General features: G+C 46.3%; 21 protein-coding genes. 15 read left to right on the top strand and 6 right to left on the bottom strand.

Features of this window, described 5'->3' with window-relative positions; genetic code table 11:
• Positions 1-15 precede the first annotated feature (15 nt).
• From HP567_RS28560 to HP567_RS28535, 6 genes are all read left to right on the top strand, one after another.
• Positions 16-1,989: a cbb3-type cytochrome c oxidase subunit I gene (locus tag HP567_RS28560; protein ID WP_173611114.1), complete on the top strand. Its 1,974-nt coding sequence runs from the start codon at positions 16-18 to the stop codon at positions 1,987-1,989.
• Positions 1,989-2,585: a cytochrome o ubiquinol oxidase subunit III gene (gene cyoC / locus HP567_RS28555; RefSeq protein WP_173611115.1), complete on the top strand. Its 597-nt coding sequence runs from the start codon at positions 1,989-1,991 to the stop codon at positions 2,583-2,585. The genes HP567_RS28560 and cyoC overlap by 1 nt, the downstream gene beginning before the upstream one ends.
• Positions 2,586-2,918 carry a cytochrome o ubiquinol oxidase subunit IV gene (gene cyoD / locus HP567_RS28550; RefSeq protein WP_142498141.1) on the top strand — a complete coding sequence of 111 codons (333 nt, stop codon included), beginning with the start codon at positions 2,586-2,588 and terminating at the stop codon, positions 2,916-2,918.
• A 122-nt stretch (positions 2,919-3,040) separates the two neighbouring features.
• Positions 3,041-3,367: a c-type cytochrome gene (locus HP567_RS28545; RefSeq protein ID WP_173611116.1), complete on the top strand. Its 327-nt coding sequence runs from the start codon at positions 3,041-3,043 to the stop codon at positions 3,365-3,367.
• Positions 3,368-3,382: 15 nt separating this feature from the next.
• Positions 3,383-3,955: an SCO family protein gene (locus HP567_RS28540; RefSeq protein ID WP_173611117.1), complete on the top strand. Its 573-nt coding sequence runs from the start codon at positions 3,383-3,385 to the stop codon at positions 3,953-3,955.
• 67 nt (positions 3,956-4,022) lie between these two features.
• Positions 4,023-4,979, top strand: coding sequence for a carbon-nitrogen hydrolase family protein (locus HP567_RS28535; RefSeq protein ID WP_173611118.1), 957 nt, complete (start codon positions 4,023-4,025; stop codon positions 4,977-4,979).
• Positions 4,980-5,187: 208 nt separating this feature from the next.
• On the opposite strand, the gene pdxR is transcribed toward HP567_RS28535, so the two are convergent.
• Positions 5,188-6,651, bottom strand: a complete 1,464-nt coding sequence (gene pdxR / locus HP567_RS28530) for a MocR-like pyridoxine biosynthesis transcription factor PdxR (protein WP_173611119.1) — start codon at positions 6,649-6,651, stop codon at positions 5,188-5,190.
• A gap of 265 nt (positions 6,652-6,916) precedes the next feature.
• Between pdxR and HP567_RS28525 the strand changes: the two genes are divergently transcribed.
• Positions 6,917-7,426: a DUF2165 family protein gene (locus HP567_RS28525; protein WP_173611120.1), complete on the top strand. Its 510-nt coding sequence runs from the start codon at positions 6,917-6,919 to the stop codon at positions 7,424-7,426.
• A gap of 37 nt (positions 7,427-7,463) precedes the next feature.
• Here the strand turns inward: HP567_RS28525 and HP567_RS28520 are convergent, their stop codons facing one another.
• Positions 7,464-8,321, bottom strand: coding sequence for an SDR family NAD(P)-dependent oxidoreductase (locus tag HP567_RS28520; RefSeq protein ID WP_173611121.1), 858 nt, complete (start codon positions 8,319-8,321; stop codon positions 7,464-7,466).
• Between the two features lie 176 nt (positions 8,322-8,497).
• Between HP567_RS28520 and HP567_RS28515 the strand changes: the two genes are divergently transcribed.
• Entirely contained in the window at positions 8,498-9,265 is a 768-nt protein-coding gene (locus tag HP567_RS28515; protein ID WP_229088175.1) for a hypothetical protein, read from the top strand.
• Between the two features lie 55 nt (positions 9,266-9,320).
• Here the strand turns inward: HP567_RS28515 and HP567_RS28510 are convergent, their stop codons facing one another.
• A complete protein-coding gene (locus HP567_RS28510) occupies positions 9,321-9,971 on the bottom strand; it encodes a hypothetical protein (RefSeq protein ID WP_173611123.1) in 651 nt (216 codons plus the stop codon).
• Positions 9,972-10,171: 200 nt separating this feature from the next.
• Entirely contained in the window at positions 10,172-11,488 is a 1,317-nt protein-coding gene (locus HP567_RS28505) for an MBL fold metallo-hydrolase (RefSeq protein WP_173611124.1), read from the bottom strand.
• A 175-nt stretch (positions 11,489-11,663) separates the two neighbouring features.
• Here HP567_RS28505 and HP567_RS28500 point away from each other — a divergent pair, with 175 nt between their 5' ends.
• The gene (locus HP567_RS28500; RefSeq protein ID WP_173611125.1) at positions 11,664-12,863 is read left to right on the top strand and encodes a hypothetical protein; all 1,200 of its coding nucleotides are present in this window, start codon (positions 11,664-11,666) and stop codon (positions 12,861-12,863) included.
• Between the two features lie 117 nt (positions 12,864-12,980).
• Here the strand turns inward: HP567_RS28500 and HP567_RS28495 are convergent, their stop codons facing one another.
• Complete coding sequence (locus HP567_RS28495) at positions 12,981-13,643, bottom strand: NAD(P)H-dependent oxidoreductase (RefSeq protein WP_173611126.1); 663 nt, start codon at positions 13,641-13,643, stop codon at positions 12,981-12,983.
• Between the two features lie 174 nt (positions 13,644-13,817).
• Between HP567_RS28495 and HP567_RS28490 the strand changes: the two genes are divergently transcribed.
• From HP567_RS28490 to HP567_RS28480, 3 genes are all read left to right on the top strand, one after another.
• Positions 13,818-14,198, top strand: coding sequence for a winged helix-turn-helix transcriptional regulator (locus tag HP567_RS28490; protein ID WP_173611127.1), 381 nt, complete (start codon positions 13,818-13,820; stop codon positions 14,196-14,198).
• A 108-nt stretch (positions 14,199-14,306) separates the two neighbouring features.
• Positions 14,307-14,951, top strand: coding sequence for a YcdB/YcdC domain-containing protein (locus tag HP567_RS28485; protein WP_173611128.1), 645 nt, complete (start codon positions 14,307-14,309; stop codon positions 14,949-14,951).
• Between the two features lie 668 nt (positions 14,952-15,619).
• Entirely contained in the window at positions 15,620-17,587 is a 1,968-nt protein-coding gene (locus tag HP567_RS28480; RefSeq protein ID WP_173611129.1) for a M6 family metalloprotease domain-containing protein, read from the top strand.
• A gap of 172 nt (positions 17,588-17,759) precedes the next feature.
• On the opposite strand, the gene HP567_RS28475 is transcribed toward HP567_RS28480, so the two are convergent.
• On the bottom strand, positions 17,760-18,863 hold the full coding sequence (locus tag HP567_RS28475; RefSeq protein WP_229088173.1) for a suppressor of fused domain protein: 1,104 nt from the start codon (positions 18,861-18,863) through the stop codon (positions 17,760-17,762).
• Between the two features lie 136 nt (positions 18,864-18,999).
• Here HP567_RS28475 and HP567_RS28470 point away from each other — a divergent pair, with 136 nt between their 5' ends.
• The 3 genes from HP567_RS28470 to HP567_RS28460 are packed head-to-tail and all read left to right on the top strand — an operon-like array spanning position 19,000 to position 21,723.
• The gene (locus tag HP567_RS28470) at positions 19,000-20,178 is read left to right on the top strand and encodes a DUF4272 domain-containing protein (RefSeq protein ID WP_173611131.1); all 1,179 of its coding nucleotides are present in this window, start codon (positions 19,000-19,002) and stop codon (positions 20,176-20,178) included.
• Positions 20,159-20,881 carry an alpha/beta fold hydrolase gene (locus tag HP567_RS28465; RefSeq protein ID WP_173611132.1) on the top strand — a complete coding sequence of 241 codons (723 nt, stop codon included), beginning with the start codon at positions 20,159-20,161 and terminating at the stop codon, positions 20,879-20,881. The genes HP567_RS28470 and HP567_RS28465 overlap by 20 nt, the downstream gene beginning before the upstream one ends.
• Positions 20,878-21,723, top strand: a complete 846-nt coding sequence (locus HP567_RS28460) for a DUF2785 domain-containing protein (protein WP_173611133.1) — start codon at positions 20,878-20,880, stop codon at positions 21,721-21,723. Before HP567_RS28465 ends, HP567_RS28460 begins: the two co-directional genes overlap by 4 nt.
• The last annotated feature ends 69 nt before the right edge of the window (positions 21,724-21,792 follow it).

The raw sequence follows: 21,792 nt of genomic DNA, 5'->3' as shown, positions 1-21,792 counted from the left end.
AGGAGAGAAACAACGATGTGGGAGAGTGTGAAAGAATTCGCCTCTGAATTTTTCGTAACAGGCGATCCACTTATTTACGGTGCGGACGTCAGCATTGTGCTCAGTATCATCGCAATCGTATCAGTGCTGACTTACTTTAAAAAATGGGGATGGCTCTGGCGCGAATGGCTGACAACTGTCGATCACAAAAAGATCGGTATTATGTACATTCTCGCTTCCGTTCTCATGCTGTTTCGAGGAGGGGTAGATGCTCTCCTGATGCGGGCACAGCTCGTCATGCCTGAGATGCAGTTTTTGAGTGGGGATCACTACAACCAGATTTTTACGACGCATGGCGTCATTATGATTCTGTTTATGGCGATGCCGCTTATGTTTGGATTGTTCAATGTTATCGTGCCGCTGCAACTCGGTGCACGTGACGTAGCCTTTCCGTTTTTGAATGCGCTCAGCTTCTGGCTGTTTTTCTCAGGGGCGATGCTGTTTAACTTGTCCTTCGTCATTGGGGGTTCTCCTGATGCAGGTTGGCTGGCTTATCCGCCGTATTCGGAGCTAGCCTTTAACCCGGGACCAGGTCAGGATTTCTACATTTGGGGGATTCAGATCTCAGGTATTGGTAGTTTGATGACCGGGATTAACTTTATCGTCACGATCTTGAAAGTGCGTGCTCCAGGTATGACTTTGATGAAAATGCCGATGTTTTCCTGGTCAGTTTTGTCGAGTTGTATCGCAATCGTTTTCGCATTCCCAATCTTGACGGTAACATTGGCACTGCTGTTTATCGACCGCTATTTGGGTGGGCACTTCTTCACCTTGGATGGCGGCGGTAATCCGATGATGTACATTAACTTGATTTGGATGTGGGGTCACCCGGAGGTTTATATTATCGTTTTGCCAGCGTTCGGGATTTTCTCCGAGATCGTTGCGACGTTCTCACGCAAAAAGCTGTTTGGCTACAAATCCATGGTGTTCGCCATGATCATCATTAGCGTTCTTTCGTTCCTCGTATGGGCGCATCATTTCTTCACAATGGGCTCCGGTGCGGACGTCAATGCGTTCTTCGCCGTCACGACGATGTTGATTGCGATTCCGACTGGTGTGAAAGTGTTTAACTGGCTGTTTACGATGTTTCGAGGAAAAATTACGTTCGAGACGCCGATGCTGTGGACGGTCGGGATTATCCCGAACTTCGTCATTGGTGGGATGACGGGTGTACTTCTCTCAGTGGCACCTGCTGACTTCCAATATCACAACAGCTACTTCCTCATTGCACACTTCCACCAAGTAATTATTGCGGGTGTCGTGTTTGGATTCTTCGCTGGCTTGTACTACTGGTGGCCGAAAATTTTTGGCTTCAAGCTGAATGAGCGGATTGGCCGTTGGGCTTTCTGGCTGTGGAACATCGGGTTCTACCTGTGCTTCATGCCGCAATACGCATTGGGCTTGATGGGGATGACACGTCGTCTTTACACGTACGGCTGGGACAAAGGCTGGTTCGAAATGAACCTGGTATCGACGATTGGTGCCGTAATCATGGGTGCTGCATTCCTTGTCCAAATTTGGGATATTGCACACAGCATCAAACACATGAAGAGAGATACAACAGGCGACCCGTGGAATGCTCGTACATTGGAGTGGTCGATTCCTTCTCCCGCTCCGTTCTATAACTTTGCCGTCATGCCGCAGGTAACGTCTCAAGATGATTGGCATGAAAGAAAGCTGCGCATCGAGCAAGGCTTGGAAAAGCCGGCGAAAGTAGAACTGGAACCGATTCATATGCCGAAAAACTCCGGTATTCCGATTGTGATGTCCATGTTCTGGTTCTTTGTGGGATTCGGTTTGATTTTTGATTGGTTATGGATGGCTGTACCAGGGTTTATTGGTGTGATTGCATGTATGGTTGTTCACTCGTTTAACTACGACACGGACTACTACGTCACGGTGGAAGAGATTAAACGTACAGAGGCGGAAGCAGGGAGGGTGATTACGTAATGGCTAATGTGAATGCTGGACATCATGATCATCATCCAGACCAAGAGGAATTGCGCACGTTTGCCTTTTGGATCTACCTCATGACGGATGTCATCTTGTTCGCTACCTTGTTTGCGACTTATATCGTACTGCAAGGGAGCACGGATGGTGGTCCAGGTCCAAAAGATCTGTTCCAGATGAATGGGATTTACGCGAGTACGTTTATTTTGCTGACCAGTAGCTTTACGAGCGGTCTTGCGATTCTCGCTATGAATAAGGGAAATCGTCTTGCTTTGATGAACTGGCTGGGAGTTACCATATTTTTGGGAGCATCCTTCTTGTTCCTGGAAATCAACGAGTTCATTCATATGGTTAGTGAAGGGGCAACGATTGGAACGAGCGCATTCCTGACTGCCTTTTACACATTGGTAGGAACGCATGGTTTGCACGTGACGCTCGGTATGGGGTGGATGATCATCGTCATCATGCAAATCGCGAAGCACGGGATTACACCCGTAACGAAACGAAAAGTTAACATCATCAGCTTGTTCTGGCATTTCCTTGATGTGGTCTGGATTTTCGTCTTCACCATCGTGTATGTGATGGGGGTGAATTAATTGAGCAAGCAATCTGTGCATGGCACGACAGAACAACACGGCGGTCATGGTTCTTTGAAATCGTATGTGATTGGTTTCGTCTTGTCGCTTGTATTCACAATCATTCCTATTCTGGCACTAGAAAACGGTTGGCTGGATAGTGATAAGCGACTCATCATCTATTTAGGAGCGGCTCTGTTCCAGTTTATTGTCCAGTTATTCTTCTTCATGCACCTGAAAGAAGAGGATAAACCACGCTACAACTTGATGTCGCTCTTACTCGGGTTGTTTATCGTATTCCTCATCGTGATCGGCTCTATCTGGATCATGATGTACAACATGGTCGCGCTATAATCATGAGCGAATTTAATCGGGGGCGTACTGCTGTACGCCCTGATTCTCGGTCTAGCGGATACAGCAGGCCGTCCCTTTTTGTAAGGTAACGGTATTCCCGTAGGAAAGGTAGGGGGGGTTCTGTGAAAGCCATCAAGTATCTCTTCATTGGTTCGCTGTTCCTGGTTGCATCTGCATGCAGCAATGGCGCGACGGAAGGGCAAACAGAAGTTGCAGATGCAGATAAAAGTGCGATGAAGCTATACAAAAATAATTGCATGAGCTGCCACGGTAACGATTTATCCGGTAGGGTGGGTCCAAGCTTGCAGCAAGTTGGCTCGAAAATGACGGAGGAAAAACTCGTTGAAATCATTACGGCCGGCGCAAATGGCATGCCTGGTTATGAAAATGTACTCAGCCCAGAAGAAATCGGCCAGTTAGCGAAGTGGCTTTCTGAGAAAAAAGAATAGGAGAGGGGCGGTACAATGAAAAAAACAGCTTGGTTGATCATGCTCAGTATCCTGATGGTTTTGGTAACTGCGTGTGGTCCAGCAAGATATGATTACAACTATCCGGTCAATGAATTTGCTTATACGGATCAGGAAGGGAAGCCTTTTTCATCAAAAGATCTGGAAAATAAGGTATGGGTTGCTAACTTTGTCTTTACGTATTGCGGAACCGTTTGTCCTACGATGACAGCAAACATGGCTGAATTGCAGAAAAAAGCAAAAGAAGCTGGTGTGGATGTGGAGTTTGTTTCTTTCTCGGTTGATCCAGAAAGAGATACGCCAGAGGCATTGAAGTCCTATCTGGGTAAATTCAATGCGGATTTCTCCAATTGGCATGCATTGACTGGCTATGGATTTGAAGAGATCAAAACATTTATTCTCAAATCATTCAAGACTCCGATAGAAAAGGACCCTAATTCCGATCAAATCATCCACGACACGTTTTTATACTTGGTCGATCAAAAGGGAACAGTGGTTAACCGTTATGAAGGAATGACGGACGTGCCTTACAATCAAATTATCGAGGATATAAAAGCGTTGCAGGAGTAGGGGAGCCAGTCGGGTACGCCGAATAATAGGAAAGCAAGGCAGATGCTCTATTTGGGAGGGATGTAACATGTCAATTCAGCAACATAACGTACGAGTAGCCGTTGTTCAAGCTGCTTCGGTCATAATGGATCGAGAGGGAAGTACGGAGAAGGCAGTTTCACTGACATTGGAAGCAGGCGAAAAAGGAGCGAAAATCGTCGTTTTTCCCGAAGCTTTTATCCCTGCGTATCCGAGAGGCCTTGCTTTTGGATCAAAAGTAGGCAGTCGTTCCGCTGAGGGGCGTAAAGACTGGTTTCGTTATTGGGACAATTCGATTGTCGTCCCGAGTGAAGAGACAGACAGGCTTGGGGAGGCAGCGCGCAAAGCTGGCGTGTATCTCATCATTGGTGTGATCGAGAGAGACAATGAAAATAGCGGCGGCACCTTATATTGTTCCGTCTTATTTTTCGGACCAGATGGTGAGTTGCTCGGCGTGCATCGCAAGCTGAAGCCGACTGCATCCGAACGGTTGATTTGGGGCGAAGGGGACGGAAGTACTTTGCCGGTATTTGATACTCCTTACGGTAAGATCGGGGCCCTGATTTGTTGGGAAAATTATATGCCGCTAGCGCGAGCAGCGATGTATGCAAAAGGCGTTCAAATCTACATCGCACCTACAGCAGACGCGAGGGATGCGTGGCAAGCTACCATCCGGCATATCGCATTGGAGGGCAGATGCTTTGTTTTATCGAGCAATCAGTACGTAACAAAAGATATGTATCCGACTGATTTGGCCTGCTACGACGATCTGATCTCTTCACCAGACGAGATGAGCAGAGGTGGAAGTGCGATTGTAGGGCCATTGGGTGACTATATCGTCGAGCCTGTTTTTGGTCGGGAGGAGATTCTCTACGCTGATCTGGACATGCGCGATATCGCTTATAGCCAATTCGATTTTGATGTCGTTGGACATTACTCGCGACCGGATGTTTTTACATTGTTGGTAAATGAAGAGAAAAAAGAGAATGTGAAATGGATGAAGTAAGTCCTTTTGTAAAATGCAGACGACCTCCATTGCTTGATAAAAGCCGTGGAGGTCGTCTTTTATAAGTTGCTGTGGTGGGGGAAGAAGCGCATTTTCAGTCTACGCTTCGGCCTACGCCCCGAAAGGGGGAATGCGCTTCTTCCTACGCAGCTATTTAATAATTAGCCGAATGTAACCCCCGACCACAATCGTTCGTGGACAACCATCTTTATGACAAAACAGCCTTCAAGGCATCCGCAAATTTAGCGACACCAAGCGTAATTTCCTCTTCTTTTGGTCGCGCAAAGGTAAAGCGAATGTAGCCGGAGTCTGAACCATACACACTCCCCGGCACAAAAACCACGCCTCTGCGAAGGGCTTCTTCAAATAATTGGTTGTCGTTTACATCCAGGTTAATTTTACACCACAAGTGTAATCCGCCTTGGGGAATGGTGAATGAAAGCTCATTGGGCAACTCTTTTTGCAGTGCCTCCACAAGCAAATCTCTTCTGTACTGTAAATGCATACGTAACCGCTCTAAATGCGGCAGGAAGTTATCAGAATGCAAAAACTGGGCCGCGATTTTTTGTGGCACCACGCTCAGGCCAAAATCCATCTGCTGGCGGGCATCTGCCAAACGCTCGACAACGGAATGAGGGGCCACCATCCAACCGACTCGTAAGCCGGATGCAGCAATTTTGGAAAAGGAACCGATGTAGAGAACGGAGCCAAGCTGATCCAATGATTTGAGTGGCAGTGGAGGCTTGCCGTCATAGGAAGTGAGACTGAAAGGATCGTCCTCTACAATCGGAAGACCGAGCTCGCTTGCTACATCCAACAGCTGCGCGCGTCGTGCGGGATCAAGACAAACCCCTGTAGGGTTTTGAAAAGTAGGATTGATAAAGATCATCTTGATCCGATGCTTTTTATACAAAACGCGAATATCTTCTGGGTTCATTCCGTTAGTGCTGACGGGAAGGCGGAACAGACGAAGACCAGCAGATTGAAACATAGGCAACGAATAACAATAAGAGGGATCTTCGATGGCAACTGCATCGCCGGGTGCAAGCAGACACTGGGTGATCAAATACAAAGATTGTTGAGAACCCGACGTGATCAGAATGGAAGAGTCCGTTGTCTGCACATTGCGGTATCGTGACAAATACGAGACCAGCTCTTCACGCAATGGTGTAAAGCCTTGCGGATTGTCGTAACCCAAATATTCGGTGAAGGGGTTTTCCTTCATCTGGGTACTGATCTCCTTGCTTGGTGAGAGCTGGGAAGACAATTCTCCACTCGCAAAATCGATGAGGCTGCTGTCTTTTTGCAAGGCCTCTCTGATCCGACGCAGATAAGACAAATTCGGGAGGAATTGACCACCTTCTACATATCGATGCCAGTTCGGTGTATGCTTCGGAGTTGCCTCCCATTTATTTTTACACACACGAGTACCGCTTCCTGTTCTGCTCTCAATGATGCCTAATGCCCGAAGTTCCTCGTACGCCAGAATAACAGTGCTTCGGTTTACTCCTAATTGCTCAGCCAGTTTTCTCTCAGAAGGGAGCAGGCTCCCAGGGGGGAACTCTCCATATGAAATTCTGCGTTCAATCTCATCGGCTATTTGGTGGTATAAAGTTTGACTGCTCGACCGATCAGGCTTCCAAATGATAATCACAACCTTGCACATATTCATTGTTTGTTATATGGGGGAGTCCATTTCATCATAACATTGTTAAGAAAAATACATGTGACAAAACCGTTCCAAACTGTTGAACATGGATGGGGTAAAAATCATGAATGGGTAAGTTCCATTTCCGAATGAGTATGATTAGGTTTCCATCTAATGGATATGAATACTCGTGATAAAAATAGATAGATTTTTCTTACAAAGAGAAAGGGGGAGTCAATCCGATCGAGAATGAGTAAAGACAGTATAGGGAAAAGAGGTGTGAGCATCATTGAGTAATTTGACGTTACGATATGTAAAGGTTTTGGTTGTAGCATTATCCGCAGCATTTGGAACATCCATTTTCTTAGGGAATCTTATGGACTATCAATCCAACTATCAATTTGTTCAACATGTTCTGTCCATGGATACCACGTTTGAGGGGAACGCACTTATGTGGCGAGCGATTACTGATCCTACTGCTCACACCATAGCGTATATCGGAATTATCATTGCGGAAGGATTATTCTCACTTTTTGGTTGGGTCGCTACAGGAAATATGCTGCGTCATGTAAAAAAGGATGCGAAAACGTTCAATAACTCGAAAACATTCGCGTACATCGCTTACATGGTTGCCTTTTGCATCTGGTTTTTCGGATTTGCCATTGTAGGTGCAGAGTGGTTCGCTATGTGGCAATCACAAGTATGGAATGGTCAGCAGGTAGCGTTTAACATTACAGAGGTGATGATTGGATTCGTTATTTTGGTTTCCTTGCGAGATCGAGAATTAACAGATAGCTAATACAAGAGCCACGTTCCTTTGAGAGCGTGGCTTTTTGTTAAATATGCGAGGGAATTACGAACGTCGGGTTATGCTGGTTCAAAATATCTTCCATTCGCTGGCGCAACGTTTCTTTATAAGAGGGATCCGGCAGAATGTAAAAGCGATTGCTCTTGATCGCCAGGAAGGTGTGGTCAGCTACCTCTTTTGGAGAAATTCCTTGCTCGACACCTGAACGAATGAACTGGTCAATGGCGGTAGTCATTGGTGAGGGCTCTACGATATCTCCTGGTTTGCTGTACTCGGCTGGCCGATTGCGATGGGCGTCACATATTTGCGTCTGAACAAAGCCGGGGCATAAAACGGAAACACCGATTTTGGATTGGATCATTTTCAATTCGTGGTAGAGGGTTTCCGACAGACTGACTAACGCATGCTTACTTACACGATAAATGCTATTCCCAGGTCCAGTATCAAGGCCAGCCAGAGAGGCGGTGTTCACGATGTGGCATTCAGTCCCTTGTTTTAACATCGTGGGAACGAAAATTTTTGTAGCGTGAATGGCCCCCCACAAGTTCACATTCATGACCCATTGCCAATCAGCGAGGGTGCTTTGCCAGATTGTCGAGCCTCCACCAACCCCTGCATTGTTGAACAATAGATGGACAGAACCAAACGAGTCTAGCGTTTTTTGTGCGAGCGTCTGGATATCTGTTTCTTTGCTAACGTCCGTTACAACGGCGAGGACAGTTGCTCCTGCTGTCTTTAACTCCTGCTCCACTCTTTGGAGTGCTGCTACTTCCACATCGGCAAGAACAACCTTCATCTGCTCGTCAGCACAGCGCATTGCCAATGCACGACCGATACCGCTGGCCGCTCCGGTAATGACCGCTACTTTGTTTTCAAACTGATTCATGATAGGCCTCCTTCAAATGTAATGCAAACGTATCGAAATGATGTTTTGATTATAATAGACATTTAGTTATAGTGTCTATTAAATTTTCGCACAAGTGCAATTGAGGATACTGCGAGCATGTGGTGAAAAAAGGAGCATATATTTTTGTTGAGACTTGAAAGATGGGTGAGACCAATATGAAGCGAATCGGAACGCAGCATTGGAGCGCCATAAACAGCTTGATCCCTCCTACGTCAGAACTAGTGGTCATGCCAAAGCCGCACGATCAACCAGCGGTTATCGTCGCTGATCTCGATGGAGATAATCATCAGGAGATTGCCTGTGTTTATCGCAACAAGGGCGAAATGTACGTCATGGTCGCCAAGCAGGATGAGGATCGCTGGCACCCAATCGGCAATTTCAAAGGACAAGGCTATACGGTTTCCGAATTAGTGGCTGCTCCGATTGTCAACGCCCACATGAATAGCTTATTGATTGGGTGGCAGATAGGCGGGGTATGGTCAAACATAGACATTTTGCAGTGGTCAGCGAATGGATTTATGCACATGCTCCATCAAGAGACACGAACAAGCAGGGTTGAGGTGGAGGACATGTCAGGGGTTAATGGAATGGATGGCTACGCAGAGCTTGCGCTGTGGCTACATGATAGCGGAAAAGCGTTTCAAGTAGAGGTGTATAGGTGGGACGCAGGAAATCTGGTAATCGCAGACGATGTCTATCCCTATTATTTTCAGAAGATGGTTGCCTACTATGAGTCTGTCCTCGAAGAGAGCGATTTGGCGAAGTATTGGTACTACTTGGGAGACGCGCAAAGAAAAGCAGGGATGCATGCTCAAGCTTTTCAATCTATTGAGCAAGCATTGCAGTTTCCCAATCCGTATCCTTCTCGGGAGGCTTTGCTTCGTTGGAAAAAGGAGTTGGATGGAGCAAACAGGAAAAGCTAAAAAAGCACCCATTGGCGGGTGCTTTTACTCTGTATGAGAGGGAATCGTTGTTTCCTTATTGCACTTTATAAGACATCAAAATTTCTTGTGCGAGTGGCTTCCACTCTTCCATTTGTGCCTCGGTGCAATTGAAAGTGGTCATCAGCATTTTGCCGTCGAGCTCTGTAAAGAAAATGAGGTTGTAAATTTTCGTATCAGCAGCAGGAGTCAGCAGTTCGAACACACCAACGTTTTTCCCGTTGATTTGGATTACTTCATCGCGATACCAGGTCGCATCTTTGTACATATTGGAAAACGCTTGTTTCATCGGGTCCTTCAGGTCTTTGATGAGGCTGTCCTCCTGAATAGGAGTTTCTGTATGACTAAACGCAATGTTAATGGAACCTTTTTCATCGGTATAAATCAGGGTAGGACGATTTTCCATCGGGTATTTTGTTTTTGCCATCTCTTCGGACATGACAGTAAAGCCTTTTGGAATCAAGATTTCCACTTTGTCATTCAGAACCTTTTTTGCTTCCAGCTTGTCGTTTGTTGTTGCAGTTGGAGCTGGTGTAGCAGAATCTGTTTTTGGAGCTTCAGTTGTTTTAGCAGCTTCTGTGGTTTGTGCTGCATTTTGCTCAGCTGGCTTTGTATCAGCTGGTTTGTTCGAACAAGCAGAAACAGCCAACATGGAGAGCAGCAAAGCTACGGATACTAGTTTTTTCATCTGAATTGATCCACCTTTTTATACATAATTGGAAATGTGCGGAATTTCCTTTCCGATTCTATCATGAGGTGTATAATATTGGGAATACGGGAGGTTGATTGCGAATATTCGAATAATACCACCCTCTCTTACATACCCAAGGGAACTAGGATAAAATACACCTATTTAAACTGTAGTAAAATGAGTAAAATTACCTATTTTCATATATTTTTTGTCGTAATATAACGGTTGCGAACCTTCTCTCTCAAATAATTTAACGCAAAACGCAAAAATGCCCCGTTCCACCCCATATAAATTCCGAAATTGTTTAGCTGTGCAACATGACCGAGCATGACAAAGCGCTTGAAACGGGCATTCCGACCTTTTGGCGCTTGCAGTCTGCCATTGATGCGTAGCGTACTCCATCCCCACAAATGGGTGAAGCAATAATGTAGAGCCTCAGATGACAGCTCCACATCACAATCGAGTGGATCGCATGGGGATTCGATCAACCCATCTGCTAGGGAAAAGCGAAATGTCTTTTGATAGTCTGACAAATAAAAGGTAACGGGCCTAACGATAGAGAGAAACAGCGAATGATTATTTTTTCGAATCTGTTCCTTGAAGTCCAAGCCTGCCTCGAGTAGCATGTCCCATTCGATTTTAACCGAAGAAAGAAGAGTAGGAGAGGAAGCCATCTTCTCATAGTCGCGTGCGTAGAGGGCGAGCGACTTCGCAGGATCATGCGCTTCATGTGGCGTCCACGTATCCCTGGGGTACAAAATAATTGGTTCGGCATCCGTTTCCTCCCGCAATAGGCGGTACACACTGTCTACTTTATTGATCGCATCATTCATGTAATAGTTTTCGTCGTGACAAAACCAGGCGAAGCTGGCGAAGGGAATCACGTAGAGAGGTTGAAGGACTTCCACCTGTTTTTTCACCCGGGCGAGCTTTTCCATAGCACGTTTTTTGCGGAGCAGGAAGTCTTCCTTGTTCCCAGCCCATCCCGCATACGAGAATTGCGTCCATACTAGATCGATGTCACCAACACGGTTCAGGATATCCTTGGCTTCTTGTGTGGTGCTGACCTCGCAATCGTTCAGGTTCAGGATTGTCATATCAGCTGTCTTGATGCACAGCCAGGAATCGCCGACAGGAAACGGCCGACATAAAACAGAGATATCGTCGGACAAGGAGTACCATTTGTCCGGGGAGAGCTCAATGACTTGCTGAAAGCCAAAGGCACGGCACCAATCGATCACTTTTTTATCGGTTGACTGCTGGTAGAGGATCGTAATTCGCTTGCGATACTCCTCGGGTATGGTTCGCAGGCTCTGTGGATGAAAATGATCTGGATGCTCATGAGAAAACCATATATGCGTAATCTCGGCAAAATCCTCAGATGTGAAGCGGGTTTTGGCTAATAAGCCCCAGCCGTTATCAAAGGCAGTTCCCGTAAACCAAGGATCGGTCAATAATTTGATGGAATCGTGTTCCCATAGAAACGAAGCGTGGTTGATCATTTGAAATTTCATGTGGTTTGTCTCCCTATGTATACTAGCGATTTGCTAAAAGGGATGATCCTGCCGGGGAGGAAAACGTTACAGGAATTTGAAAAATATATTTTTTCTGGGGGATGTGTCACAAGCTGTGCATGAGGAGGATCGTAACAAGTGAACAGCAATCAACGAGTCGAAAGGATGAACTGACATGAAAAAGCAAGCACTTGTTACCGTTAGCATGGTAGCACTCCTTCTCTCAGCAGTATCCCCATTCGGGATCGCACAGGCACAAACCAACATGGTAGCCGCTGCTAATAAAGCACAAGCGATCACTTTTGATCAGCTCGTCAAAGAAATGGATAAAAAACAGCCTGTCTCCATGTACATCGAATCCACGCACACATCGAAAGTGAAGCAGGGCACCCAGACCCAAAAGGCAAAAACATGGGATAACACGATCAAAGGAGAATGGAGAGAGGAAATCTCAGATGGGAAAAGGGTTCAGCATGCCGTAGGGAAGGCGGGACAGGTGGCAGCGTATCAAGAAGGCGGCAGAGGATTTATCCACTCCGCAACGATTGGCACATACGATAATGAAATCAACAGGACGAAGCGAGAGCTAAGTCGATTGAAAGTGGCGCTGCCAGATTCGAAGGTAGCGATCACCGTGAAGGAAGCACAACTGTTGAATCGAGCTGTGTATCACGTCGCGAAAAAAGAAGAGGCGAAAATCATTGGCAAGCCTCATCATTACCAGGATGACCTGTGGATCGACAAAGAAACAGGGCTGCTTCTCAAACGCACCTTCTCTCACAATCAAGCACAAGCATTTTCGTACACCGTAGACAAGGTGGATTTCCAACCCGTTTTTGATGAGAAAACATTCGAAGTGAGCATTCCAGCAGGTGTGGAGCAGAGCAAGTTTTCCCCTGAGGTGGAAAAGGGAGTAGCCGAGGTGACGAAGCTTTTCCCGGACACGGCACAGTTTTCCGATTATGATGATTACGGCATCGAAGGTAACTGGCAACTCTTGAAAATGCTTGAAGCACAAAAACGAGTGTACAGTCCGACCCCTCGCGCAGAAGCTTACGTTATCATGGATGCCCGTACAAACGAATTGGGCAAAGTCATGATCCAAAATCCAGATTGGGTTTCGAAAAAGCTCCCTGCCGAGAAGGTGGCAAAAGAGAAAGCAGCCGCTTTCCTGAAACAGCTGGTGGGCGATCAAGCAAGCCAGTATAAAGTAGAGGCAAAGGTGCAGCGGGGCGGTGGCGGTGTCAGTTTTGAAGACTATGACTATAGCTTTGTGACAGCAGACGTGACGTTCCGTCCAGCCACAGGTAAGGGAATCACGATCTCCGTGGATGAAGCAGGGCGCATCGTAGGTTTTCAGTATACGGATAAGTAAGGAAATCGGTAGGGAAGAGAGTCGCTTGCTTTTGCGGGCGACTACTTTTTTTGTCAAGATGAACGCCAAAAAGCATTCGGAATACGAATGCTTTTTACGTGTAACCAATCCTGAATTTTACCCGATAAAACGAATAATCTCTTCTTTCGCTTGTCGGGTTTTCACACGAGGTTCATTTTTCCGGTAGCCAAAAGCCACCATGCAAGCGACGCCGAAGCGCTCTCTGTCGAGGAGCCCCTCCGCCGCAAGGATATCCTCGACCTTTTCTTTTGCAAAGCCTTCAATAGGGCAGGAATCAATGCCGATCATCGCAGCAGACGTCATCATATTGCCAAGCGCGATGTAGGTCTGTCTGGATGCCCATTCGAACATGACTCGCTCGTCTTCAAACAGGGTGAAATCGTTTTTCAGGAAGTGATCGTAAGCAGCGCCTTTTTGTTGTACGACGTTTTCCGGCAAGTCCTGCGTGTCTTTCATCATATGCTGGATATATTCGGAATCCGCGGCCATTTCTTGTTTGGTCCGCGCCAGTACGATGACGAAATGGCTTGCGGTCGGCAGTTGCTTTTGCGCACCCCATGTTACCGGTAACAGCTTCTCTCTAAGAGTCGGATCTTGCAGCACGAGGAAGTTCCATGGTTCAAAACCAAAGGAGCTGGGCGACAGGCGAGCTGTCTCCATAATAAAGTCAAAGTCTTCAGCCGTAATTTTTTTAGCTGCATCAAACTCCTTGCAGGCATGTCTGAATTGATAAGCTTCTATAATTTGATCTTTACGCATGATGTCAGTCCTTCTTTCGCATAAGTTTATGAAACCGTTGATAGAAAATGGGTGATTTCCTCAACGAGGTCTCTCCCTTAAAAGTGTTTTACAAAACTGAGCATACCGAATACACTAAAGAAAAGTAAGTACGCACTTTTTCGGTTAATACTTACGAAAAGGGAAGTGAGTGGGATGAAGAAGAAACCAGCGATGAGGTACCTATTAAATGGCAAGGAATATCCTTGCCCGATCGAGCTTGCCGTCTCGGTTTTTGCGGGAAGATGGAAGGTATCAATCATTTGTCAGCTGTTCAAAGGGAAAAAAAGGTACGGAGAGTTAAAGAAAAATATAATTGGTGTGAATCATAAAATGCTGGCAGAGCAATTGCGAGAGTTGGAGGAAGCAGGGATCGTCAAGCGTGAAGTGTATCCGGTCGTTCCGCCAAAAGTAGAGTACGAGTTGACCGAGCTGGGCCAAGGCTTGGGGCCTGTCATTGAGTATTTGCGAGAATGGGGAGAACATTTTCATACAGAGGCACCAGATGAGTCTCTATCTACTGCTCACGGGTCATGAAAATCGCCACCTGAAAGGGTGGTTTTTTTATTTGTAACCTCCCGGTGGTTTTTCCGACTATTACATAGGACAAAAAACAAACACAAAATTCCTTGGGAGGGAACAATTGTGAAACATACAAAGAAATTGGCAAGCACGTTATTAATGGCAAGCCTGTTGGCGACAACTCCGTTATGGCTACAACACCCGAAGATGACCGTACAAGCTGCGGACAATCACTACTCAAACAACGGGGTAATTACAGGTTTTCAGGTGCGTCGTGGTACAGAGACGGCCAGATCTACACAGCATCAGAACAATCCAGTAAATGCTCAGCTTAGCTATGAGGAGGCCAAGGAAAAAGCCGTTCAGTTTTTGCAGCCTTATCTGGACAGCCGTGTGAAGGAGTTGAAGACCGACGAAACCGAGATGTCGATGCCTTCTGCAACGGCGTACAGCTTCACCTTTTACGTCCTTCATAATGGGGTGATTGTTGCTGATCAGCAATACCTCGTCAATGTGGATGGGCAAACTGGGGAGATCGTCAATTTCATGGACTATTTCACGAGTCCGACTGAATCCTTCCCGGAATTGGATACAGTCATATCGAGGAAAGAAGCAGCCAAGCAATTTTTGCAGAGCCATCCGGTTGAATTGGGGTATGTGCTACCGATAGCAGATGGGAAGCCGCAACAAAAGCCGCTTCTGGTTTATACGGTGGACACGATTTCTGGCTTTAGGCTGGATGCAGTAACAGGAAAGGAATTCAAATAAGCATAGGTGATCCCGCTTCTCATCAAGAGGGGCGGGGTTTTTAGTGGCTCGGGGGAAGTAAAATAGCAATCCGTATTTACCCAAGAGCTAAGGGATTATATGAAAAAATAGAATAATATGTAACGTAAATAATTTCCCTCCGTCTTACCATTGGTAAGGTCAAACAAATTGACCTGGGGCTGGTCTACGTGTGGGAGCAGTATGATGGTCAAAGAGCTCCCGAACCGCAACTAGTCTATCAACGCAAATGGAAGAATGGTTATAGCTTTATCGATGCTTCGACAGGGAAGCTCGTCAAAGTGTCCCGCCAATAAATGACATAACTAACAGCCGATTTGCTCTCGGAGCAATATCGGCTTTTTTAGTGCGCCTAGCATGGGCGTCGTCTCTAGGGTGAAAGTCCCGAACGGGGGCGTTTATTAGTTAATGATAAAAAAAAATCCCCGATTTATAGAAAAAGTTAACATGTTACCAAAAATTTCCAATAATGTAGGTAAGGGCATTCTGGTAGTTCTGTATAGATGATCTGTCGATTCATTCTACGTATGAATCAGGTCCATTTATCAACGGAATATTCAGCATGCCATTAAAAAGGGGGGCGATCTTCATGAATCTATAGAGGAAACCATTCCAACAGGATAACAACTTCTAAATCGGGAGGAACATTTATGCAAAGAAGTTTTAAAGGCCTGTTCACGTCTGTTTTTTCTTTGATTTGTGTTTTGTACTTTCAAACGGATGTTTTTGCCGCACCCGCATACGATGGAGTTGTCAAAATGAAGCAACCCTCTGGTGAATCGTTTCAAGCCGTGATGCATGGGGATGAATGGTTCCATTGGGCAAGTACAAAGGATGGTGATGTACTTTTACAAGATCAGGAGGGATATTGGAATTACGCTGAACTCACATCAGATGATCTGCAATCGACGGGGATAAAATATAAAATTGACGAAAAGCCTTCAGAAGCGGTAAATGAGAAAAATTTGATGGAATGGATAAATGAGTACGACCCTCAAGCAACTAAAAAACAGGAGTTCATGAATGAGCTTCAACAAGAATTTTCGGGATCGCCAGAAAAAAATATTGACGGAAGTATCACGCCAGTTTCAGGAACCCAAAAATTGCTTGTTTTGTTAATTGGATTTACAGATGTTGATATCGCATATAACGACAACGATTGGAGCAACAAATTCTTTTCTGTAAATCAAAAGTCGGTAAAGAATTACTATAATGAAGTGAGTAATGGAAAAGCACAGATCACCCCAGCATCCGAAATATATGGTACGCAAAATGATGGAGTTGTGAAAGTAAGATTAGATTACGCTCATCCGGATACATCGGGAAAAGACATTAGGACGGTTATAACAGATGCACTGGATAAAGCGGATCCTGTGGTGAACTTTGCTAGTTTTGATACCAATAATGATCAAGTCATCGACTCTAAAGATAGCTTCTACATTGTAACTGTTCTTGCTGGTAATGAAGAGGCTAGTGGTGGTGCAGCGCCAAATATTTGGGCACATCAGTGGTATGCTCCCAACACCAATCATGATGGTGTTACAGTATCAGGTATGTATACGACGCAGGGTGAAAAGCAATTTGGTCATATGGCAACGATGGGTATCACTGCTCATGAATTGGGTCATTCCTTGGGCCTTCCGGATCTCTATGGTGCTAATAATCATGTGGGTGGTCTAAGTATAATGGCAAATGGAACCTGGAATAATCTCCAAGGAGAAGAACCTGGAACGACACCCACTCATATGGATGCCTGGTCAAAAGCAAAATTAGGATTTGTAACACCAACTGTAGTAAATGCCACAAACAATTTTACGTTACAAGCCATCCCGAATAATTATAATGTTTTAAAGGTTCCTTTAAAGGATAATACGTATTTTTTAGTTGAGAATCGTGAAAAAGTTGGATATGATGCTAGCTTGCAAACAGTTTCTGGAGGCATCGCGGTTTGGCACATTGATGAATCCATGAGTAATAGCACGAATGATCCTCATCCTTTCATTGACATAGAGCAATCCGTGAGTGAATACCAAGACCCATTCTATTACACGAATAATAATCATGCTGCTACTTTTAGTCCAGACACCAATCCGAACAGCAATACCTACACGGGAGAAAAATCGGGAGTAACGATTACGACGACAAGCACAAGTAATTCTGCCATGAATGTGGCAGTCACAGCAGGAGAAGCCGGTCAGATTCCGAAAACGAATTGGACGCTAAAATACGTAGACAGCGATGAATTGTACAATGAAGCTCCGAAAGCCTTTGATGGAAACAACAGCACGTTTTGGCACACGAAATGGAGCCCTGTAGCTCCAATGCCCCACGAGATTCAAATTGACTTGGGTGCAACGTATAGCATTTCCAAATTTAGTTACCTGCCCAGACAAGATGGTCAAGTGAACGGAACGATCAAGAACTATGAGTTCTACGTCAGCAGTGATGGAGTGAATTGGGGAACAGCTGTAGCCACAGGTACCTTTGCAAATGATACCACGTTGAAAGAAGTCAGCTTTGCAGCCAAGACAGGTCGCTACATTAAACTGCGTGCCTTAAGCGAGGTAAACAATAACCCATGGACAAGTGCTGCTGAACTCAATGTATTTGGGCAATAATGTATTGTGAGGGTAGCTATCGCAATCAGGGATACGCTACCCAAAAAGGTTATCATCTGCTGAAAGTTTCATTCGGCATTTGATAACCTTTTTATTCGATACCAATCCACAGTGTCGAGACAACAAAAAACAGTCCCCGCAGAATGTATTCCGCAGAAACTGTTTTCACACTTCATGCTTCCTTCATAAACTTCGCTACCCCGTTAAAAATCCAACTTGCACCATCTCCCGCAGAGTGCTGAAGCAATTGTTCAGACCCATGCATTTCTGCATACTGCTGTTCCTCTGCGGTAATCGGAATCATCCATAACAGATTTACAGAATCGCCAGCCATGAGCGGAAACGGAATGGTCGGTGCATCCTCAGGTTTTGCCAGCAGCATAGAGGAGAAGCGGCTATTAATCTGACTGATTTCCTGGCATGGAATGGTGTGACCTTGTGCGAGGAAGGTCATATACGACCACGGCAGAGAGGTTTGGCCGCTGATGTAGGCCAGCAATTGTTGTTCGTTTTGGGCGAGCCATTTGGTTTCGCAGGCAAAGGCCAGCTCGAATCGTCGCAACTGCTCCGGTTCTTCTGTATACTGCTCGACTTTTGGCTGACGCAAAATAGATACGCCGAGGGTCATCGCATAGGTAACGTCGCCTTTTTCGATGGTCACCAATGCTTTCGGGGGCCAGTGTCCGCCGTCGATGCCGTAATACTGTTTAATTGGGCCAAGAGTCGAGGTAATCGCGTCCATGAACTGGTGCTGGATGTCAGGCCAAGGGTTGCCATCCCAGCTCGCCCAAAAATGCTGGGCAGCCTCGATGCGGGCAAACATGGCGTTCGTTTCTGGTGTTCCCAGCGGAAAGCATAAATCAGATTCTCCGGTGCAATCTCGCGCATACGAAGGATAGTGCGAGCCGTCCGGGGAAGGACCAGCCCAGCCGGGAATTACACACAGCACCTCATCCTCATACAAAAGTGCCGCTGCATCGCCTTCCTCCAGCCAAACGATTGAGAGCTGCTCCGGGTCCAGTCTGTCTGCTCCATCCGGATGAGCGCAGCAATCGCGTGGAAGCATGGGAGCTTGACCATCCTCCATGGCAGCGAAATCGATCGAGTCCGGTGCAGGTCCGTAATTTCTTACCCAACAAGAGCGAATGCTGGCATGCTCCTCACCGGGATAATCCCACAAATAAAAAAAGACGCCGTTCTCATCCTCTTCCACAATAGCTTGAATCGGACAAATGGGGGAAAACTCCTCTAATAGGATGTTTTTCAAAGGTTTCACCTTCAATCGTCGTGATAGATTTGCCGATAACTAAAAAGATTTGTGCTTGATTAAACAGGGTTAGGATACCATAATTGACTATTGATTACAAAATTCAGCACTTTAGAAATGTTTGCCCAGCAAAGGAGGTTGCCAGATGAATCAATGCACCATCTATGTCTCCATCCAACAATGCGAGAAAGTTGTCGATGCCATTGTCGAGGCTTTTCGTGATCAATTGGTAGAGGTATCCGCAGACGAGCGGGCCGTGACCGTGACCGATAAAAAATGGTTTAGCAAGAGCAAGATTACTTTCAATCTTATGCGCGAGGACGATGACCAAGAAGAGTTTCTCCAGATGAAAAAAGGGATGTACGGCTACTTCGCACAGATTGAAACGACCCACGAGAAGGTCCAGCAAAAGCTGTTGTACCAAATCACAGCGCTTAATGTGGCGGTAGGAATCGTGGCGAGCAAGGAAATCGATCAGAAGACGTTTGCGTCCATTATGGCGATTGCCGAAGAAGTACATGGGATCGTCTTTCTCCCTACCGGAGATATGCTCGATAAACAAGGAAGGCTGATTCTCAATACGGCAGGAGAATCCGAAGTGGACGATTTTCTGGTGACGGTCAGCGTAGACCTGATCGATGGACATGTTCAGCCATCCCAGTCAGGAGAAGCGCGCAAGGAGCGGAGCATCAAGCTATTGCAGGAGCAAGGCATTCCGTACATCCCGCATCTTCCTGTCATCGTAGGGGATGAGGACGCTGTCATCAGGAGCAAGGATGAGATTGTTCAGCGAGCGATTGCCCTGTGCTTGATTGCGGTATATGCCGGCGGGATTGCCGAAAACGGACAACTCAAGGAAGAGCGGGAGTTCATCGAGGGCATTATTGAGCAGTTTGGCGCTGCTGAATTCTTTACGGAAAAAGAGAGAGACTTCTTGAATGATCCACAGCCAGACCGAACCGATATGATTCAGATGGTTTGGATGTACGAATGCTACTGGGTACTGCTGTGGGCACTCGGCTATGTGGACGAGCTCCATTTCCCGGATGAGATTTGTGATGTGAATACGGCGATTGACGCTCTCAGAAGCGCAGGTGACTATGACACCTTCTACAGCAATGCGGTTGTGAGGAGCAAGCAAGAGATTCTCGACCAGGCAGATTTAATCTACCGCTATGACTGGGCATGTGTGGATGCGCGTATCAACAATCGTGTGGTTGCAGGCGGTTTGAATGACGAAGTAGTTGTGGAAAGACACAGAGCATTGAATTGGCTGGTTCGTTACATGGAGGACGACTGGGATCATGTCTCGATGGATACATAGGCTGTATTCGCGAAAAAGTGGGACACCTAGTGTGATCTTCCTAGCAGGAATGGGCGATAGCGGTGAGACATGGAAGATCGTTCAAGACCGCATCTCGCAGGAAGCGTCTACCTTATCCTATGATCGGGCGGGGATTGGCAGGAGTCCAGCGCCAGAAGTCGTATCCCGGACATGCCGTGATCTGGTCGAGGAGCTGTATGACTTGCTGCAAGAGATAAAGGTGGAGACGCCTTGTATTTTGGTCGGACATTCTTTTGGCGGTTTGGTTGCCAGATTGTTTGCGAGCCTGTATCCGCAGCTTGTTTCGGGGCTGGTTTTGGTGGACGCTGCTCCTGAATATAAGGAGCTCGCCTATGAAAAGGTTTTACCTGACAACCTGATCGCAGCCAATCGAGACTATTACGAGAATCCGATGCGAAACAGCGAGAAGATCGATAAAATACGGAGCTATCAAGAGATTGTTGACTATTTTCGGCAAAGCGACATACCTGTCACGATTATTACGAGAGGCTTACCGGACGTGTGGGACGAGGAATGGCCGAACGAGGAAATCTTAGCAATCGATCAACGTCTGCAGGCCAATTTCACTACAACTTCAAGCAAGCAAAGAATAGCTACTCGCAGCGGGCACTATATTCATCACGATGAACCGGAAATGGTGATTGAGGAAATTTTGATTATGGTAAGGGGGATGAACACATGACCGATACAAGAACCCAGCTTGTGCTGGATCTGCAAAGATTGGAACAGGAACAATACCAGCTGCGTGAAGGGGAACAACTGGAGGATTTCGTCGGACGATTGTTGCAATACATTGGGGACCCTGACCCGGAATTGCGGGATAATCTCATCTACCCGGCATTTTATTATTGGATTCTCGATGAAGACAAGCTAACAGAGGCGCAATTGCGCAGCCTCCTGCGAGAGCTGACCGACGAAAAGCATTTGTTCTATCAGATCGGCAGCGAGGGTGATCCATCTGTATTTACGAGGACATTCTCTGCATTGCCGATTGCCTTGATTTTACGCCGTCACAGGCAGAAGCCATTTATGGAGCTTGCCGATTTCCAGCACGTCAAAAATGCTATGCTCCGCTATTTTGAAGAGGAACAGGATTTGCGTGGCTATTTGTCCGAGGGAGGCTGGGCTCACAGTACTGCGCACGGTGCAGACGTATTCGTAGAGCTGGTGCAGTGCCCAGAGAGCGATGAAGCCGTACAGCGAGACGTTCTTCAAGCGATCCAGGGCGTGCTGCATAACGGAAAGCACATTTTCAATGACGAAGAGGACGAACGTCTCGCGAGCATCGTAGATACGATGATGGAGAAAGACTTGCTTCCAGAACAGGAACTCATTGACTGGATCAATAGTCTAGCAAGCTGTGCCGAGCTGCCAAAAAGTCGTACTCAAGTTATCGCTCGGGTGAACAGCAAGAACTTTTTGCGCTGTCTCTATTTCAGAAGGGCAAGAGATAGCCGTGAAAACGAGCTGGTGATTGCCATGCTTGCTGCCGTAACGAAATGTAACAGGTTTGCGATCAGTTAATGAATGAAGGTTGATACCGTATTAGACGGCATCAACCTTTTCTTTTTTATACGAGGTTTTAAAAGGTAG

Source organism: Brevibacillus sp. M2.1A, assembly GCF_013284355.2.
Lineage (GTDB): Bacteria > Bacillota > Bacilli > Brevibacillales > Brevibacillaceae > Brevibacillus.
The sequence above is the reverse complement of the archived record's forward strand: the minus strand, read 5'-3'. Positions and strand labels throughout refer to the sequence as shown.